Consider the following 20,312-nt stretch of genomic DNA (forward strand, 5'->3'; position numbering starts at 1 on the left):
ACATTTTCAACTTCAGGGATAGGACAACCCTTGACTTTTGTAGCTCACAGATATTTTAGGAAAAGGTGATTGATATATGGTAACTAGTGCTTCTTTCTTTGGTGATTTACCGGATTTAGTTGTCACCACCGTATCAGGGGAAACAGATGAGACTAATAATACCCCTACAGTTCCCATTACCCAGAGTGTAGCAGATGAACCCTATATAGTTGCTGATATAAATCAAATTAGTGTCAGTTCCAATCCCGGTAATTTTATCAATATTGGTGGAATACTGTACTTTACAGCCAATGATGAAATTAATGGTATAAAACTGTGGAAAGCAGACCCGAATACAGGAGCAGTAACCCTACTAGAAACTAATCCTGAGGGAGGTTCTAACTTTGGTAATTTTATCAACGTTAATGATGATTTCTACTTTACAGCTTCTAGTCCTACCACAGGTACAGAACTCTGGAAAATAGACCCCACCACGGGAACCCCCACCGTCATTGATATTCGCACAGGTAGCAGTAGTTCCAGTCCCGATAATTTAACCAATGTGAATGGAACGCTGTATTTTACAGCTTCTAGTTCTACCACAGGTACAGAACTCTGGAAAATAGACCCGACCACGGGAACCCCAACGGTCATTGATATTGTTCCTGGTAGCAGTGGTTCCAGTCCCAATAATTTAATCAATGCCAATGGCACCCTCTATTTTACCGCTTCTAATTCAGCTAATGGTCGGGAGTTATGGAAACTAGATCCCGCCACTGATACTCCCATATTGCTCAAAGATATTCAAGAAGGTAGCAGTAGTTCTAATCCTGGTAATCTCACTTATAGTAATGGCAAGTTGTATTTTACGGCCGATAATTACACCCAAGGCGTAGAACTGTGGGAAACTGACGGTACACCAGAAGGTACTAATCTCACAGCGGATATTAATCAAACTACTTTGAGTGCCAGTCCGGGTAATTTTATCAATATCGGTGGAGTACTGTACTTTACAGCCAATGATGAAATTAATGGTACAAAACTGTGGAAAGCAGACCCGAATACGGGAGAAGTAACCCTACTAGAAACTAATCCTGAGGAAGGTTCTAACTTTGGTAATTTTATTAATGTTAATGGTGATTTCTACTTTACAGCTTCTAGTCCTACCACAGGTACAGAACTCTGGAAAATAGACCCCACCACGGGAACCCCCACCGTCATTGATATTCGCACAGGTAGCAGTAGTTCCAGTCCCGATAATTTAACCAATGTGAATGGAACGCTGTATTTTACAGCTTCTAGTTCTACCACAGGTACAGAACTCTGGAAAATAGACCCCACCACCGGAACCCCCACCGTCATTGATATTGTTGCTGGTAGTAGTAGTTCATCACCGCGTAATTTAACTAATATCAACGGCATTCTTTATTTTACCGCATCCAATTCAGCTAATGGTCAGGAGTTATGGAAACTAGATCCCGCTAATGACACCCCTGGTTTAGTTAGCGATCTTAATCCGGGTACCAGTAGTTCTAATCCCACAACTTTGACTAAATCTGGTGACAACTTGTATTTTATTGCTAATAATGGCACTAATGGAACTGAGTTATTTCGTTTAGATTCAACCGGTAACTTAGTACTGCTGGATATAGATATAAGAGAAGGAGGTAATAGCTCCACCCCCCAGAACCTCATTGATGTCAATGGCACACTGTACTTCACTGCTAATGATGGCATAGTAGGGAATCAACTGTGGAAAATAGACACCACCACTGGTAACCCCGTAGCCTTAGAAGTGCCAAATCTCTACAATAATAACGCGGATTATCTTGATAGCTTCAGGAATGTTGGGGGGAAACTCTACTTTAGAAATTCCTACTACAACAGCAACTTTACCATTTACCGACCACTCTATACCATTGATGACACCACTGGTAACCCTGTGATACTTGACGGTGTATCTGATGTGGAGAATCTCACAAATATTGATGGAGTACTGTACTTTAGTGGTCGTGGTAACAATACAGGTGAAGAACTATGGAAGTTAGACCCTACCACTGGGACACTGAGTGTAGTTGATATTGTCACAGGTAGTGGTAGTTCCTCCCCTAGGAATTTCACTAATGTCAATGGTACTTTATTTTTTACAGCATCCACATCGGAAAATGGACAGGAACTATGGAAGCTAGATGGTACAGGAAACCCAGTTTTAGTCAAAGATATTCGCGTTGGTAATAATAGTTCCTCACCTAGTAATTTATTTAATCTCAATGGTACACTGTACTTCACTGCTAATGATGGCATTAGGGGAGTAGAACTGTGGATCAGTGACGGAACAACAGCAGGGACGGTGCTCGCCAAAGACATTAACGGACGTACTCCTGGTTCTACCCCCCAGAACCTCATTGATGTCAATGGCACACTGTACTTCACTGCTAATGATGGCATAGTAGGGAATCAACTGTGGAAAATAGACACCACCACTGGTAACCCCGTAGCCTTAGAAGTGCCAAATCTCTACAATAATAACGCGGATTATCTTGATAGCTTCAGGAATGTTGGGGGGAAACTCTACTTTAGAAATTCCTACTACAACAGCAACTTTACCATTTACCGACCACTCTATACCATTGATGACACCACTGGTAACCCTGTGATACTTGACGGTGTATCTGATGTGGAGAATCTCACAAATATTGATGGAGTACTGTACTTTAGTGGTCGTGGTAACAATACAGGTGAAGAACTATGGAAGTTAGACCCTACCACTGGGACACTGAGTGTAGTTGATATTGTCACAGGTAGTGGTAGTTCCTCCCCTAGGAATTTCACTAATGTCAATGGTACTTTATTTTTTACAGCATCCACATCGGAAAATGGCAGGGAACTATGGAAGCTAGATGGTACAGGAAACCCAGTTTTAGTCAAAGATATTCGCGTTGGTAATAATAGTTCCTCACCTAGTAATTTATTTAATCTCAATGGTACACTGTACTTCACTGCTAATGATGGCATTAGGGGAGTAGAACTGTGGATCAGTGACGGAACAACAGCAGGGACGGTGCTGACCAAAGACATTAACGGACGTACTCCTGGTTCTACCCCCCAGAACCTCATTGATGTCAATGGCACACTGTACTTCACTGCTAATGATGGCATAGTAGGGAATCAACTGTGGAAAATAGACACCACCACTGGTAACCCCGTAGCCTTAGAAGTGCCAAATCTCTACAATAATAACGCGGATTATCTTGATAGCTTCAGGAATGTTGGGGGGAAACTCTACTTTAGAAATTCCTACTACAACAGCAACTTTACCATTTACCGACCACTCTATACCATTGATGACACCACTGGTAACCCTGTGATACTTGACGGTGTATCTGATGTGGAGAATCTCACAAATATTGATGGAGTACTGTACTTTAGTGGTCGTGGTAACAATACAGGTGAAGAACTATGGAAGTTAGACCCTACCACTGGGACACTGAGTGTAGTTGATATTGTCACAGGTAGTGGTAGTTCCTCCCCTAGGAATTTCACTAATGTCAATGGTACTTTATTTTTTACAGCATCCACATCGGAAAATGGCAGGGAACTATGGAAGCTAGATGGTACAGGAAACCCAGTTTTAGTCAAAGATATTCGCGTTGGTAATAATAGTTCCTCACCTAGTAATTTATTTAATCTCAATGGTACACTGTACTTCACTGCTGATGATGGCATTAGGGGAGTAGAACTGTGGATCAGTGACGGAACAACAGCAGGGACGGTGCTCGCCAAAGACATTAACGGACGTACTCCTGGTTCTACCCCCCAGAACCTCATTGATGTCAATGGCACACTGTACTTCACTGCTAATGATGGCATAGTAGGGAATCAACTGTGGAAAATAGACACCACCACTGGTAACCCCGTAGCCTTAGAAGTGCCAAATCTCTCCAATAACAACGCAGATTATCTTGATAGCTTCAGGAATGTTGGGGGGAAACTCTACTTTAGAAATTCCTACTACAACAGCAACTTTACCATTTACCGACCACTCTATACCATTGATGACACCACTGGTAACCCTGTGATACTTGACGGTGTATCTTATGTGGAGAATCTCACAGATATTGATGGAGTACTGTACTTTAATGGTCGTGGTAACAATACAGGTGAAGAACTATGGAAGTTAGACCCTACCACGGGGACACTGAGTGTAGTTGATATTGTCACAGGTAGTGGTAGTTCCTCACCGGGTAATTTCACTAATGTCAATGGTACTTTATTTTTTACAGCATCCACATCGGAAAATGGTAGGGAACTATGGAAGCTAGATGGTACAGGAAACCCAGTTTTAGTCAAAGATATTCGCGTTGGTAATAATAATTCCTCACCTAGTAATTTATTTAATCTCAATGGTATACTGTACTTCACTGCCAATGATGGAGTAAATGGTAGTGAATTATGGAAAAGTGACGGAACAACAGTAGGGACAGTTCTACTAGAAATTTATCCTGGTACTAATAGCTCTAATCCGAGTAACTTTATTGAGGTAAATAATGTTTTATATTTTACCGCTAATAATGAAGGCAATGGCACGGAACTATGGCGAATTAATGCAACTACAGGTAATCCCGAAGTTTTAGATATTCAACCAGGTAGTAACAGTTCTTCCCTGAGTAATCTAACTAATGTTAATGGAACCCTATATTTCACAGCCTCTACTTTAGCAGCGGGTACAGAACTCTGGAAAATAGACCCCACCACGGGAACCCCCACCGTCATTGATATTCGCACAGGTAGCAGTAGTTCCAGTCCCGATAATTTAACCAATGTGAATGGAACGCTGTATTTTACAGCTTCTAGTTCTACCACAGGTACAGAACTCTGGAAAATAGACCCCACCACCGGAACCCCCACGGTCATTGATATTGTTGCTGGTAGCAGTAGTTCATCACCGCGTAATTTAACTAATATCAACGGCATTCTTTACTTTACCGCCTCCAATTCAGCTAATGGTCAGGAGTTATGGAAGCTAGATTCCTCCACTGATACTCCCATATTGCTCAAGGATATTCGCGAAGGTAGTAGTAGTTCTAACCCTGGTAATCTCACTTATAGTAATGGCAAGTTGTATTTTACCGCCGATAATTACACCCAAGGCGTAGAACTGTGGGAAACTGACGGTACACCAGAAGGTACTAATCTCACAGCGGATATTAATCAAACTACTTTGAGTGCCAGTCCGGGTAATTTTATCAATATCGGTGGAGTACTGTACTTTACAGCCAATGATGAAATTAATGGTACAAAACTGTGGAAAGCAGACCCGAATACGGGAGAAGTAACCCTACTAGAAACTAATCCTGAGGAAGGTTCTAACTTTGGTAATTTTATTAATGTTAATGGTGATTTCTACTTTACAGCTTCTAGTCCTACCACAGGTACAGAACTCTGGAAAATAGACCCCACCACCGGAACCCCCACCGTCATTGATATTCGCACAGGTAGCAGTAGTTCCAGTCCCGATAATTTAACCAATGTGAATGGAACGCTGTATTTTACAGCTTCTAGTTCTACCACAGGTACAGAACTCTGGAAAATAGACCCCACCACCGGAACCCCCACCGTCATTGATATTGTTGCTGGTAGCAGTAGTTCATCACCGCGTAATTTAACTAATATCAACGGCATTCTTTATTTTACCGCCTCCAATTCAGCTAATGGTCAGGAGTTATGGAAAGTAGATTCCACCACCGATACTCCCATATTGCTCAAAGATATTCAAGAAGGTAGCAGTAGTTCTAATCCTGGTAATCTCACATATAGCAATGGCAGGTTGTATTTTACCGCCGATGATGGTACGCGGGGTTTAGAACTCTGGGCTGTGGATGTAGTTGTTAGTAACACTGTTGGTAATATTGAGAAGTCTTCAAATGAAGACGAAATAATTAACTTCAGTGCTACAGACTTTGCAGATGTGTTTGCTGGTAGTGGTGGTTTAAGCTTAGTTGCAGTGAAAATTTTACTGCTACCTAGCAATGGAGTTTTGAAGCTAGAGGAGAATTTGGTTACAGCCAATCAGGAAATTCTCGCTTCTGATTTAGATCGTCTCACCTTCGTTCCCAATGTCAATTTTAACGGCACTGTGGGCTTTACCTGGGTTGGTTCCGATGGCACAACCTATGCTGTTGACTCTTCGTCTGTAACTTTAACTATCAACTCGGTAAATGATTCTCCCTTCCTAGGTAACCAAATTTCTGACCGCAGGATATTTAGTAACCGTCTGTCTACTTTTTCTATTCCCGCCAATACCTTTGAAGATGTTGATATAGGGGACTCTCTTACTTATTCTGCTACCTTAGCTGATGGTAGTCCTTTACCGGACTGGTTGACTTTTAGTGATAGAACTTTTACGGCTAACCCTGTTATTGGTAGTACGGGAGAATATGAAATTAGGGTGACAGCCACAGATCAAAGTAATGATTCTGTAAGTGACACTTTTGGGTTAACTATTGTTGATAGTGCGCCAACTAATATTTACCTCAGTAATAACGCCATTAGAGAAAATAGTGCCGATAGTACTGTAGTTGGGGTGTTTACTTCGGAAGATAATAACACCAATGACACCCATACATATACATTATCGGATGATGCCGGTGGGCGATTTGCCATTGTAGGTAATCAACTGGTGGTAGCTGATGGTGCACTGTTAGACTACGAAAATGCTACCCAGCACACAATACGGGTGAAAACCACAGACAACAGCGGTTTATTTTATGAGCGTAACATTACAATTGCAATCTTAGTTAATAATGTCGCTGGGCTATTATCTTTCACATCCTCTACCTTTAGTGTGAATGAAGATGGAACCCCCATCAATACTGTCAGGATTCAACGTACCAATGGTAGTACAGGTGTTGTCAGCGTCACCGTTGAACTGACTGATGGAAGCGCGATCGCTCCCAATGACTATGACAATACTCCCATCACTGTTACCTTTGGTGATGGAGAAATCTTGAAGACAGTCACCATCCCCATAGTGGATGACAGTATTTATGAAGCCACAGAAACTGTCAACCTGACCCTTTCTAACCCCACAGGTGGTGCCAGATTAGGTACAACCAGGTCTGCTATCCTCAATATCATAGATAATGATGCCCTACCTGGTGTTTTATCCTTTTCCGCCGCTAATTTTAGCCTCAATGAAGATGGAACCCCTGTAATTCCTGTCACCATTAACCGCACGGAGGGAAGTAATGGAAATGTCAGCGTCACTCTGAGGTTAACTAATGGTACAGCCAGTGCTGGTAGTGATTACATTGCCACAGCAATTTTACTTAACTTTGCCGATGGCGAAACCAGTAAAATAATTAATGTTCCCATTATTAATGATGGATTGGTGGAACCAGAGGAAACAATCAATTTAACTCTGGTTAATCCCACTGGGGGAGCAACTTTAGGCACTAACAACCAAGCCATTTTAACCATCATAGATGATGACTTTAAACCTACCTTGACGGTTAATTTTGCCAACAATCAAGTAACTGAGGGAAATACCCTTGAGGGTACAATTACCCGGAATACAGATACCACCCAACCTTTAACCGTCACCTTATCTAATAGTAACAGCGAGCAAATTACCATTCCTAGCAGCGTAATCATCCCTGCTGGGGCGACTTCTGCAACTTTTAACCTTATCGCTATTGATGATACCTTAATTGAACCTACTAGAAGTTATGCAGTTATTGCCACTGCACAAGGATTTATTAGTGGTTTAGCTAACGTTTCGGTTCTCGATAATGATCGCGTGACATTATCCTTAAGCCTGGATACAGATGGTATTAACGAGAACAGAGATAAAGCGATCGCCACTGTTAGTCGTAATGTAGTCAGTAATACTCCCTTACTAGTGCAACTGAGTAGTAGTGATAGGAGCAAAGCCATTGTCCCCAATAATGTGACTATTGGGGCTAATCAAGCTTCCGCCACCTTTGAAGTCTCAGCGGTAGACAATGACATTCTTGATGGCATAAAAACAGTAACAGTTACCGCTACACCTACCTATACAGGCACAAATACCCCATTACCCTTGGGATTTGCCACTGTCAATATTAACATTGTGGATGATGAAAGTCCCAGCCTGACCCTGATCCTAGACAGAGACATCATCAGTGAAACAGCAACAGCCACAGGGACCATTACTCGCAATACAGATACAACAGAGGCACTAGCCATTACAGTTATCAGTAGTGATACCACAGAGGCAACAGTACCCGACACAGTAACCATTCCCGCTGGAGAAAATTCCGTCACCTTCACCATTGCAGGTGTTGACGATAGCATTAACGATGGTAGTCAAACACTCATCATCACTGCGATCGCCCCCGGACTAAATAGCGGTACAGCCAACCTGCAAATCACGGACATAGACATACCTGACCTAGTAATCACACAACTAGGCACAGTAGAAACCACCTACACAAGTCAACAAGCCCAATTTACCTATACAGTTAGTAATAACGGCATCATCAGCGCCACTAACAACTGGCAAGATAGAGTATACTTATCTACAGATAACCGAATAGATGCTAGTGACCTGCTACTGGGAGAATTCCCCCTAGGCAGCCAGGAAAATCCCGCCGACCTCCTACCTGGAAGCTCCTACAGCCGTACAGTTACCTACTTTACCCCCCGTACCCCTGGAGAATATTACTTAATTGGTATCACAGACAGGGAAAATAATATTAATGAAGGAATTGGTATCGGGGAAAACAACAACACTACCATTACACCCATTACCATTAACCCTGCATACAGAGCCAGTGTATATACAGACACAGAAATAACCCCACCAGCTACACCGATAGTCCTGCGGGGACAAGCCATCAGCAACAGTAATGATGTCCCCGTACCCTTTGAATTTGTCACCATTCAAATAGAAAACAACGGCAACATTCGCCGGCTAGATGCCTTCACTGATGCTAATGGTAACTTTAGTCGCCAGTTTAACCCCTTACCCAGGGAAGGGGGAACATACAATATTAATGCCTACTTCCCCAATTATCCCCAAGAAGATAGTAGCCCAGAAGACCAATTTACTATCCTGGGGATGGGATTTGAGCGCAATAATCAATCATTAACTCAACTATCCCACCGCATCACAGAAGGAACAACCTTTAATGGCATAGTCAACCTCCAAAACCTGAGTAATATTGACTTAACAGGCATAACAGCCAGTGTCATTGGCGCACCCAGTAACTGGACAGTATCACTAACACCCGAAAAAACCAACCTACTGGGTAACGAAGAAATTGCCATCGACTACAGCATCTATGTTCCCGACGACCAATGGCAATACTATAACTTTGGCCTCAACTTAAACACCACAGAAGGTGTAAGCGCCTCCTTACCAGTGCGGGTAGATGTAGCCAGACTCTTACCCCGGTTGGTTGCAGATACCAACAGTCTCCAAGCCAGTATGCTTAGGGGAGAACAAAACATAGTAGAATTTACAGTCACTAACCAAGGGGAAATCTCCTCTGGTTCCTTAGAGATTCGTCTCCCAGAAACAACCTGGCTCAAGTCAGCATCATCTTTAAGCCTACCTTCCCTCAGTCCTGGGGAATCAACCCAAGTCTCCCTGTTATTGCAACCATCAGTCACCGAGGAATTAACAGTTTATAACGGAGATGTAGTCATTGCTGGGGATGAAGCATCATTACAACTCCCCTTTAGCTTCCGCGCCATATCAGAAGCTACAGGTAACTTAAATATTAGTGTCGTCAATGAACTATTTTTCTTTGCCGAAGGTTCACCCAGGTTAGAAAATGCCACCATCACCCTTGTTGATCCCTTTACTGGTAGAGTAATTTTCTCAGAAACCGATGCCGACGGACTGTTATTAAAGAATGACCTAACAGAAGGGTATTATAAACTCAGAGTTACAGCCGACAGCCATGATACCTATGAGGGCAATATCTACATAGGTGCAGGAGAAACCAACAACGTTCAAGCTTTCCTTTCCCGTCAGACAGTTAAATATACCTGGACTGTAGTCCCCACGGAAATCGAAGACAGATATACAATCAGCATCGAAAGCGTTTTTGAAACTGATGTCCCCATTCCCACAGTAGTCATTGAACCGACATTTATTGACTTGGAACGGTTGCAAGTCGTCGGTCAAGTCATGCAAATTGATATTACAGCCACTAATCATGGTTTAATTGCCGCTGAAGATATTAACCTATTTTTCGGTACACATCCTTTCTATACAATTGAGCCGCTAATTAATAACATCGATACACTAGCCGCCAAGAGTTCCATTACAGTACCAGTCCGTATTACTCGCATTGCCGACTTTGACAGTTTAAGCACCTCTGGGGGAGAATTAGCCTTACAATCTACCCCATCCGTTCCTTGTAGTATTTCAGCAGGGTTAGATTACTACTATGAATGTGCAGGGGAACAAATTAAACGAGCCATCCCCATTCCTTTCTTGAATGTTCAAGGTAATTGTGTTAGCGCGGGTAGCCCTGGATTTAGCATTAGTCCTGGTGGCGGTGGATTTAGCATTGGTCCTGGCGGTGGCGGCGGTGGACGTATCACCCCTGTGACAGTTAACATACAGTCTAGCGACTGCGACCCTTGTAAGGAAAAGAATATACAGGCACTTGGTTGTTTATCCCTGGCTACCCTTGGTTGTATTCCTAACCCCCTGAGTACTGCTGCTACTGTCATTGCTTGTATTATTGCCTTGGGAGATGGGGAACTTACCTTTGGTGATGGAGGTTGCATTCCTGGTTCAATTGGTTGTACTTCTTCCATTACTGATTGTCTGATTAGTATTTGTTATGACTTTCTATCCAATGACATCACTACAGCTAATACTTCCGGTACAATTAATGCCGGACTGGCTCAATTAACGAGTTATTTGGAATACTGGCAAACACTGCAAGATTTTTATTTACTCTACTATGGCGATTCCGCCTGGTTAGAAGCAAGCTCTCAAAACCAGGAGCTACTCAATACCTGGATGACAGCCTTTAGTAACAATACTCAAGGTTCAACATCAGCAGAGGTAAAAATCTCAGATACAGAAAGGGCAGAATTACTTACCTTAGCACTTCCCAATGTATTAACCGATGCCAACGTTAATAAGTTTATAGACCGTTGGAATAGAACCATTGACTACTACAGCCAAGGCATTTACACTGTCCAAGATGTTCCACCAGGGGAAAATACTGACTTTTTAGCCCAGGATCAACTCCGAGCAATTGGTACTGATATAGACTCCATCCTCAGTGAGTTGGAAACAGCAGGTTATGAGGACTTAACCGAAGCAACATTAGATGTAGTCAACGAATTGCAGACAGCCCTAGAAGGAGACGGGGGAGTATGCGCCACAGTCAGACTCCGCATCGACCAAGAAGCAGTAATGACTCGTGCAGCCTTCCTGGGAACCCTAGAAATAGAAAATGGTAATCCCACCAACATAGAAAACCTCTCAGTTATCCTGGAAGTCAAAGACGCCCAAGGAAACATAGTTAACGAACTCTTTGGCATCACCGCCCCCATTCTCAGAAACATCAGCGCTGTAGACGGTACTGGTATCCTCACAGGAAACGACCCCAATACCCCCCAAAATGAAGGGATTGGTACCGCCGAGTGGACATTTATCCCTACTAACCTCGCCGCCCTGGAAGTACCCACAGAATACAACATAGGTGGAGTTCTCTCCTACCTGGAAAATGGCGCTAACATCACCGTACCCCTCCTTTCTGCCCCCATCACCGTTTTCCCCCAAGCTGAATTATATTTAGACTATTTCCATCAAAGAGATGTTTTCGCCGATGATCCCTTCACCGATAAAATAGAAATCTCAGTACCCTACTCCCTCGGTGTTATAGTTCGTAACGAAGGGAAAGGCGAAGCTAAAAACCTAAAAATCACCTCCGGTCAGCCCAAAATCATCGAAAATGAGAAGGGATTATTAATTGACTTCCAAATCATCGGCTCAGAAGTCAATGGTACAGGAGTTAATCCCTCCCTCACCGTAGACTTTGGTAACATCCCCGCAGGGGATACCGCAGTGGCTAACTGGCTGCTCAAGTCTTCCTTACAAGGGAAATTCATCGAGTACAGCGCCACCTTTGAACACATTAACAGCTTGGGTAAACCAGAACTATCCTTAATCAAAGAAGTCACCATACATGAACTCATCCGCATAGTTGAAGTTGACCATCCTCAACCAGATAACTTACCAGACTTCCTAGTTAACGGTACCTTTGACGCGGAATTTACCCCCGATATTCTTTACTTTAGTAGCGGTGGTACCGCCACAGTAAACGCTGTGAAAAATGCCACCATTGACGCTGCTCCCAGCATCAATGATTTAACCGTACAAATTAGCGCCGCAGTAGAAGACGGGTGGACATATTTCCACCTTCCTGAACCCAGTGATAGTCAATTTGATATTGTGCAAATCCTCCGGGTTGACGGTACACAAATTAACCCGGAAAATATTTGGACAACAGATCGCACCTTCCCAGCTACAGGACGACCCACTTACGAAAACATTCTGCACTTCCTGGATGATACCACTGCGGGCAATACTAACTACACCGTTATTTATACTCCCGGCGGTCCTAGGGTCACTAACATTAGTAAGGTTGGTACCGAGGCGATCGCCACCGCAGTCAATGCGATTACGGTAGAATTTTCCGAACCCATTCAAGGCCATACCTTTGACTACACCGACTTAAACCTGACTCTCAATGGTGGTAGTAACTTGATTGATAATACTGTTACCACTGTTGCTTTATCTCCCACCCGCTACCAAATCACGGGGTTAAACAACCTCACCAGAGAAGATGGGGAATATACTCTCACAGTCAACGCCAATGGCATCCAAGATACCACAGGTAAAGTAGGCATTGACTCCCTGAGTGAAACCTGGGTGAAAAGTCCCACGGGTAACGCAGACACCACTGCACCGGAAATAGTGGATGTTGTTAATCTGCTCATTAACCCCCGTAACCAACCAGTATCCGGTATTAATGTCATCTTTTCTGAAAAGATTGACATCAGTACCTTAACTTGGTCAGATATTACCCTTACCCGCGATGGTGGTACTAACTTAATTAATAATTCCGTCACCATCACTGCCATTGATGATACCACCTACCGGATTAATGGACTCAGTGGGTTAACAGCAATTGACGGAACATATACCTTGACAGTCAATACTGCGAATATTCAAGACCTAGCAGGGAACCTGGGAATCGGTATACAGTCGGAAACCTGGGTAATGGATACCATTGCTCCAGCTTTACCCACTAATATTACTGTCACCAATCCTCTCCTCCCAGCAGGTTTGAGTTTAGCATCCTTACAACCTTTAACAGTATCGGGACAGCAGCGCATCAACACCACTACCCCTACCATTAGTGGTGAACTAGGAGAAACAGGTTTAAAGGTCTTCTTCTATGATCAAGTTACTAACCAACTCTTACAACAGGGAACCGTTACAGGAACTGAATTTACTGGTAATGTTCAACTACCCGCTCCCGGGGCTAGAGAATTAGACATTAGGCTAGAAGATGCAGCGGGAAATACTACAAACACGACTTTAAGCCTGTTTGCCGATGTAATTACCCCAATTATCACTCAATTTCTCAATGTTCCTACTTCTAGCCCCAACTCATTGCCATTCATTGATGTTCAATTCTCTGAACTCATTGATATTAACACCTTTGACAAAGCTGATATTACTCTCACCCGTGATGGTGTTCTCCTTACCATTCCCGAAACCGTGACTGTTAGTTATATATCTGATACTACCTACAGAATTAACGGATTAGAAAACTTAACAGCAACCCCGGGAACTTACAGCTTACAAGTTGATGCTACCACCATCCAAGACAACGCTGGTAATAGTGGGAGTGAAGCAAAAACCACTACCTTCACAGTCACACCACCCCCAACACCGGGAATTAATTTAATTCCCACTGGTGGTAGTACCATGGTTACAGAAGGTGGAAATACTGACACTTATACTATTTCCTTAAAAACCCAGCCTAGTGCCGACGTTACCATTACCTTGAGTCCAGGGAATCAAATCACTACTAATACCAATACTCTCATTTTTACCCCTGCTAATTGGAACATTGCCCAAGTGGTGACGGTGACGGCGGTGGATGATGTGGTTACTGAAGGAACACACAATGATAGTATTACCCACAGTATTAGTAGTGCAGACCCTGAATACAATAGCTTAACTCTGCCCACGGTGAATGTCACCATCACAGATAATGATGCAGAAATTACAGGTAGGGTTTGGCATGATGTCAATGGTAATACTGCTAGAGATGAAAATGAGCCTAGCCTGGAAAATTGGACGGTTTATTTAGATGGCAATAATAATAGTCAACTAGATGAGGGTGAGGTTTTTACTACTACAGATGCAGATGGTAATTATACTTTTAATGATCTGCGTCCTGGTACTTATCAGGTGGCTCAAGTTCTCCCAGAGGGTTGGCAACAAACTTACCCCATTGTGAATGTTAGTACCACTGCTGCGGATATTCCCCTATTTATTCCTACTTTGCCTGTAACTACAAGTGATACAGCGCAACTTAACTTTAGTTCTCCCGATTACATTGTTACAGAAGATGGCATCGCCTTGACGGAAATTGTGGTCACCCGCAGTGGTAATCTTGCAGGAGTGGTGGGTGCAACAATTACTTTTATGGATGGGACTGCTCAAGGCTGTGGTTGTGGTCCTAGTTCAGTCAATAATGATTTCCATAATATTCCCATTACTATTACCTTCGCCGAAAACGAAACTACCAAAGTTATCGCTGTAGAAAATGCTGTGCTAGGTAATCCCAAGGCCATCCGCATCCGTAATGATAGTCAGGTTGAAGGGAATGAATACTTTACTATTAAGTTGACCAATCCCACGGGGGGCGCATCAATTGGGAGTCAAGGTACAGCTACAGTGACAATTATTGATGATGAATCTCCTAGTGATATTGTCATCACTCCCAATACACAAGTTTCTGGGGATAATACTCAAGCATTAGGTTTAATTAACCTCCATGAATTCTGGGCAGATACCCGCTTTACTAACATCAAAGGTCAGGGTTACAGCACCGTGATCATTGACACGGGTATTGATTTAAATCATCCCTTCTTTGGTGCGGACAACAATAACGATGGCATTGCCGACCGAATTATTTACCAGTATGATTTTGCTGATAGGGATGATAACGCCAGCGATAAAAATAACCACGGTTCCCACGTCGCTAGTATCGCCACATCCATCGCCCCAGATAGTAATCTGATTATCCTCAAAGTCTTTAGAGATAGCGGTTCTGGTTACTTCTCAGACTTAGAAGCAGCTTTACAATGGGTCAACAGCAACGCTGATACATATAATATTGCATCTGTCAACCTTTCTTTAGGAGATAATCAAAACTGGACTACAACCACAGGGCGTTATGGAATTGGGGATGAATTAGCCGCCATAGCTAACCAAAATGTCATCATTTCTGCTGCGGCGGGCAATGGTTTCTACAACTTCAATAGTAATCCCGGACTGGCCTACCCCGCCATTGACCCCAATGTGATTTCTGTGGGTGCGGTGTGGGCTGATGACTTTGGTGCTCACACCCTCGGTACTGGAGCGATAAACTACACCACAGGAGCAGATTACATTGCCAGCTTCTCTCAACGTCACCCCCTCCTAGATGTGTTTGCCCCTGGTATCCTCATTACAGGTGCCAATGCCACTGGCGGTACTATGACCATGGGGGGAACATCTCAAGCTGCTCCCTACATTACCGGAATTGCCACCCTAGCCCAGGAAATAGCTCACACCTACTTAGATAGGGAATTAACATTCACAGAATTCCGCACCTTACTAGACACCACTAGTGATTTAATCATTGATGGCGATGACGAGAATGATAATGTGAATAATACAGGCATTGCCTATCCTCGGATTAATATGTTAGGTCTAGCTGAAGGTATTCTCAACCTCAACCCCACAGCCCCAGACACTAGCAACCCAGGCAATAGTAGTAATGATAATTCTGATGTTGCTACCAACACTCTGAGTTTAGTTCACACTGTCACCCTCACATCAGGAGAAATTGCCACAGATATTGATTTTGGTAATCAAATTATTCCCGATGAACCCCCCACCGTCTTGAATCCCATTAGTGATATTACTCTTAATGAAGATGCAGACAGTACTATCATTGACCTAAGTAATGTGTTTACTGATGTTGACAATGATGTGGAGTTGATTGTTAAATCTGTGTTGGGTAACGATAATACCAACTTAGTCACTGCAACCATAGTTGAGAATCAATTAACCCTCACTTATCAACCCAATCAGTTCGGCACTGCCAACATCACCATTGGGGGAACATCTAACGGTAAACTTGTGGATGATAGCTTTACAGTTACGGTTAATTCTGTCAATGATACCCCAACCTTAGTTAATCCCATTGACGACATCAGCATCCTAGAAGATGAAAGCTTTAACTTCACCTTCCCACAAAACACCTTCAACGATATAGATACTGGAGATCACCTCACTTACACAGCTACCACACCAAGTTGGTTAAACTTCAATCCAGACACTCGCACTTTTAGTGGTACACCGGGTAATCAAGATGTCGGTACTGTTGATATTACCCTCACTGCTACAGATACATCAGGTGAAAGTGTCTCTGACAGCTTTACCCTCGCAATAGAAAACGTCAATGATACCCCAACCTTAGTTAATCCCATTGACGACATCACCACCCTAGAAGATGAAAGCTTTAACTTCACCTTCCCACAAAACACCTTCAACGATATAGATACTGGAGATCACCTCACTTACACAGCTACCACACCAAGTTGGTTAAACTTCAATCCAGACACTCGCACTTTTAGTGGTACACCGGGTAATCAAGATGTCGGTACTGTTGATATTACCCTCACTGCTACAGATACATCAGGTGAAAGTGTCTCTGACAGCTTTACCCTCGCAATAGAAAACGTCAATGATACCCCAACCTTAGTTAATCCCATTGACGACATCACCACCCTAGAAGATGAAAGCTTTAACTTCACCTTCCCACAAAACACCTTCAACGATATAGATACTGGAGATCACCTCACTTACACAGCTACCACACCCAATTGGTTAAACTTCAATCCAGACACTCGCACTTTTAGTGGTACACCGGGTAATCAAGATGTTGGTACTTTTGATATTACCCTCACTGCTACAGATACATCAGGTGAAAGTGTCTCTGACAGCTTGACCCTCACAGTAGAAAACGTCAATGATACCCCAACCTTAGTTAATCCCATTGACGACATCACCACCCTAGAAGATGAAAGCTTTAACTTCACCTTCCCACAAAACACCTTCAACGATATAGATACTGGAGATAACCTCACTTACACAGCTACCACACCAAGTTGGTTAACCTTCAATCCAGACACTCGCACTTTTAGTGGTACACCGGGTAATCAAGATGTCGGTACTGTTGATATTACCCTCACTGCTACAGATACATCAGGTGAAAGTGTCTCTGACAGCTTGACCCTCACAGTAGAAAACGTCAATGATACCCCAACCTTAGTTAATCCCATTGACGACATCACCACCCTAGAAGATGAAAGCTTTAACTTCACCTTCCCACAAAACACCTTCAACGACATAGATACTGGAGATCACCTCACTTACACAGCTACCACACCAAGTTGGTTAAACTTCAATCCAGACACTCGCACTTTTAGTGGTACACCGGGTAATCAAGATGTCGGTACTGTTGATATTACCCTCACTGCTACAGATACATCAGGTGAAAGTGTCTCTGACAGCTTGACCCTCACAGTAGAAAACGTCAATGATACCCCAACCTTAGTTAATCCCATTGACGACATCAGCATCCTAGAAGATGAAAGCTTTAACTTCACCTTCCCACAAAACACCTTCAACGACATAGATACTGGAGATCACCTCACTTACACAGCTACCACACCCAATTGGTTAAACTTCAATCCAGACACTCGCACTTTTAGCGGTACACCGGGTAATGAAGATGTTGGTACTTTTGATATTACCCTCACTGCTACAGATACATCAGGTGAAAGTGTCTCTGACAGCTTTACCCTCACAGTAGAAAACGTCAATGATACCCCAACCTTAGTTAATCCCATTGACGACATCAGCATCCTAGAAGATGAAAGCTTTAACTTCACCTTCCCACAAAACACCTTCAACGATATAGATACTGGAGATCACCTCACTTACACAGCTACCACACCAAGTTGGTTAACCTTCAATCCAGACACTCGCACTTTTAGTGGTACACCGGGTAATCAAGATGTCGGTACTGTTGATATTACCCTCACTGCTACAGATACATCAGGTGAAAGTGTCTCTGACAGCTTGACCCTCACAGTAGAAAACGTCAATGATACCCCAACCTTAGTTAATCCCATTGACGACATCAGCATCCTAGAAGATGAAAGCTTTAACTTCACCTTCCCACAAAACACCTTCAACGATATAGATACTGGAGATCACCTCACTTACACAGCTACCACACCAAGTTGGTTAACCTTCAATCCAGACACTCGCACTTTTAGTGGTACACCGGGTAATCAAGATGTCGGTACTGTTGATATTACCCTCACTGCTACAGATACATCAGGTGAAAGTGTCTCTGACAGCTTGACCCTCACAGTAGAAAACGTCAATGATACCCCAACCTTAGTTAATCCCATTGACGACATCACCACCCTAGAAGATGAAAGCTTTAACTTCACCTTCCCACAAAACACCTTCAACGACATAGATACTGGAGATCACCTCACTTACACAGCTACCACACCAAGTTGGTTAAACTTCAATCCAGACACTCGCACTTTTAGTGGTACACCGGGTAATCAAGATGTCGGTACTGTTGATATTACCCTCACTGCTACAGATACATCAGGTGAAAGTGTCTCTGACAGCTTTACCCTCGCAATAGAAAACGTCAATGATACCCCAACCTTAGTTAATCCCATTGACGACATCACCACCCTAGAAGATGAAAGCTTTAACTTCACCTTCCCACAAAACACCTTCAACGATATAGATACTGGAGATCACCTCACTTACACAGCTACCACACCCAATTGGTTAAACTTCAATCCAGACACTCGCACTTTTAGCGGTACACCGGGTAATCAAGATGTCGGTACTGTTGATATTACCCTCACTGCTACAGATACATCAGGTGAAAGTGTCTCTGACAGCTTGACCCTCACAGTAGAAAACGTCAATGATACCCCAACCTTAGTTAATCCCATTGACGACATCAGCATCCTAGAAGATGAAAGCTTTAACTTCACCTTCCCACAAAACACCTTCAACGATATAGATACTGGAGATCACCTCACTTACACAGCTACCACACCAAGTTGGTTAACCTTCAATCCAGACACTCGCACTTTTAGTGGTACACCGGGTAATCAAGATGTCGGTACTGTTGATATTACCCTCACTGCTACAGATACATCAGGTGAAAGTGTCTCTGACAGCTTGACCCTCACAGTAGAAAACGTCAATGATACCCCAACCTTAGTTAATCCCATTGACGACATCACCACCCTAGAAGATGAAAGCTTTAACTTCACCTTCCCACAAAACACCTTCAACGACATAGATACTGGAGATCACCTCACTTACACAGCTACCACACCAAGTTGGTTAAACTTCAATCCAGACACTCGCACTTTTAGTGGTACACCGGGTAATCAAGATGTCGGTACTGTTGATATTACCCTCACTGCTACAGATACATCAGGTGAAAGTGTCTCTGACAGCTTTACCCTCACAGTAGTAGACCTGCTCAATCCCGCCGATATTGATGGTAACGGTAGGGTGACCGGTGCTGATTTATTGTTCATTGACCAATATCTGCTGTTACGGAATAATCCTAACGTCGATGCGATTCTCCAAACTTCCTTTAATCTCTTTAGCACTGAAACCGTGGGAGCCACAAACACCACAGGTTCTGCTTTAAGGAGTGCGATCGCTGATGGGGTCAACAACTTAGCTTTTGACGTTGATGGTAATGGTCAAGTGACAGGGGGGATATTTTCTTAATTCGTCAAGGATTGTTACTCAAGAATAATCCTAACGTCAATGCGATTCTGGAAACTACCTTTAATCTGTTTACGAGTGAACTCACAGGACAGAGAAACACGGGAACCGAAATCAATACTTTCATCTCGGACTTGCTACTGGGGTAAGCAACAGGAGCTAGGGGTTAAAACTTCTGTGG

Annotated in this window: 1 protein-coding gene; it reads left to right on the forward strand. The window is 43.2% G+C overall.

Going from position 1 to position 20,312, the window contains the following annotated elements; all coding sequences use genetic code 11:
* Nucleotides 1-76 precede the first annotated feature (76 nt).
* The gene (locus tag AC6IZ0_RS03660; RefSeq protein ID WP_497725140.1) at nt 77-20,134 is read left to right on the forward strand and encodes an ELWxxDGT repeat protein; all 20,058 of its coding nucleotides are present in this window, start codon (nt 77-79) and stop codon (nt 20,132-20,134) included.
* The last annotated feature ends 178 nt before the right edge of the window (nt 20,135-20,312 follow it).

The sequence above is a fragment of the Anabaenopsis sp. NIES-4685 genome (genome assembly GCF_059725405.1).

Excerpts from the sequence above, each read along its gene's own strand:
- AC6IZ0_RS03660 (WP_497725140.1), top strand. The coding sequence starts at position 77 with ATGGTAACTAGTGCTTCTTTCTTTGGTGATTTACCGGATTTAGTTGTC.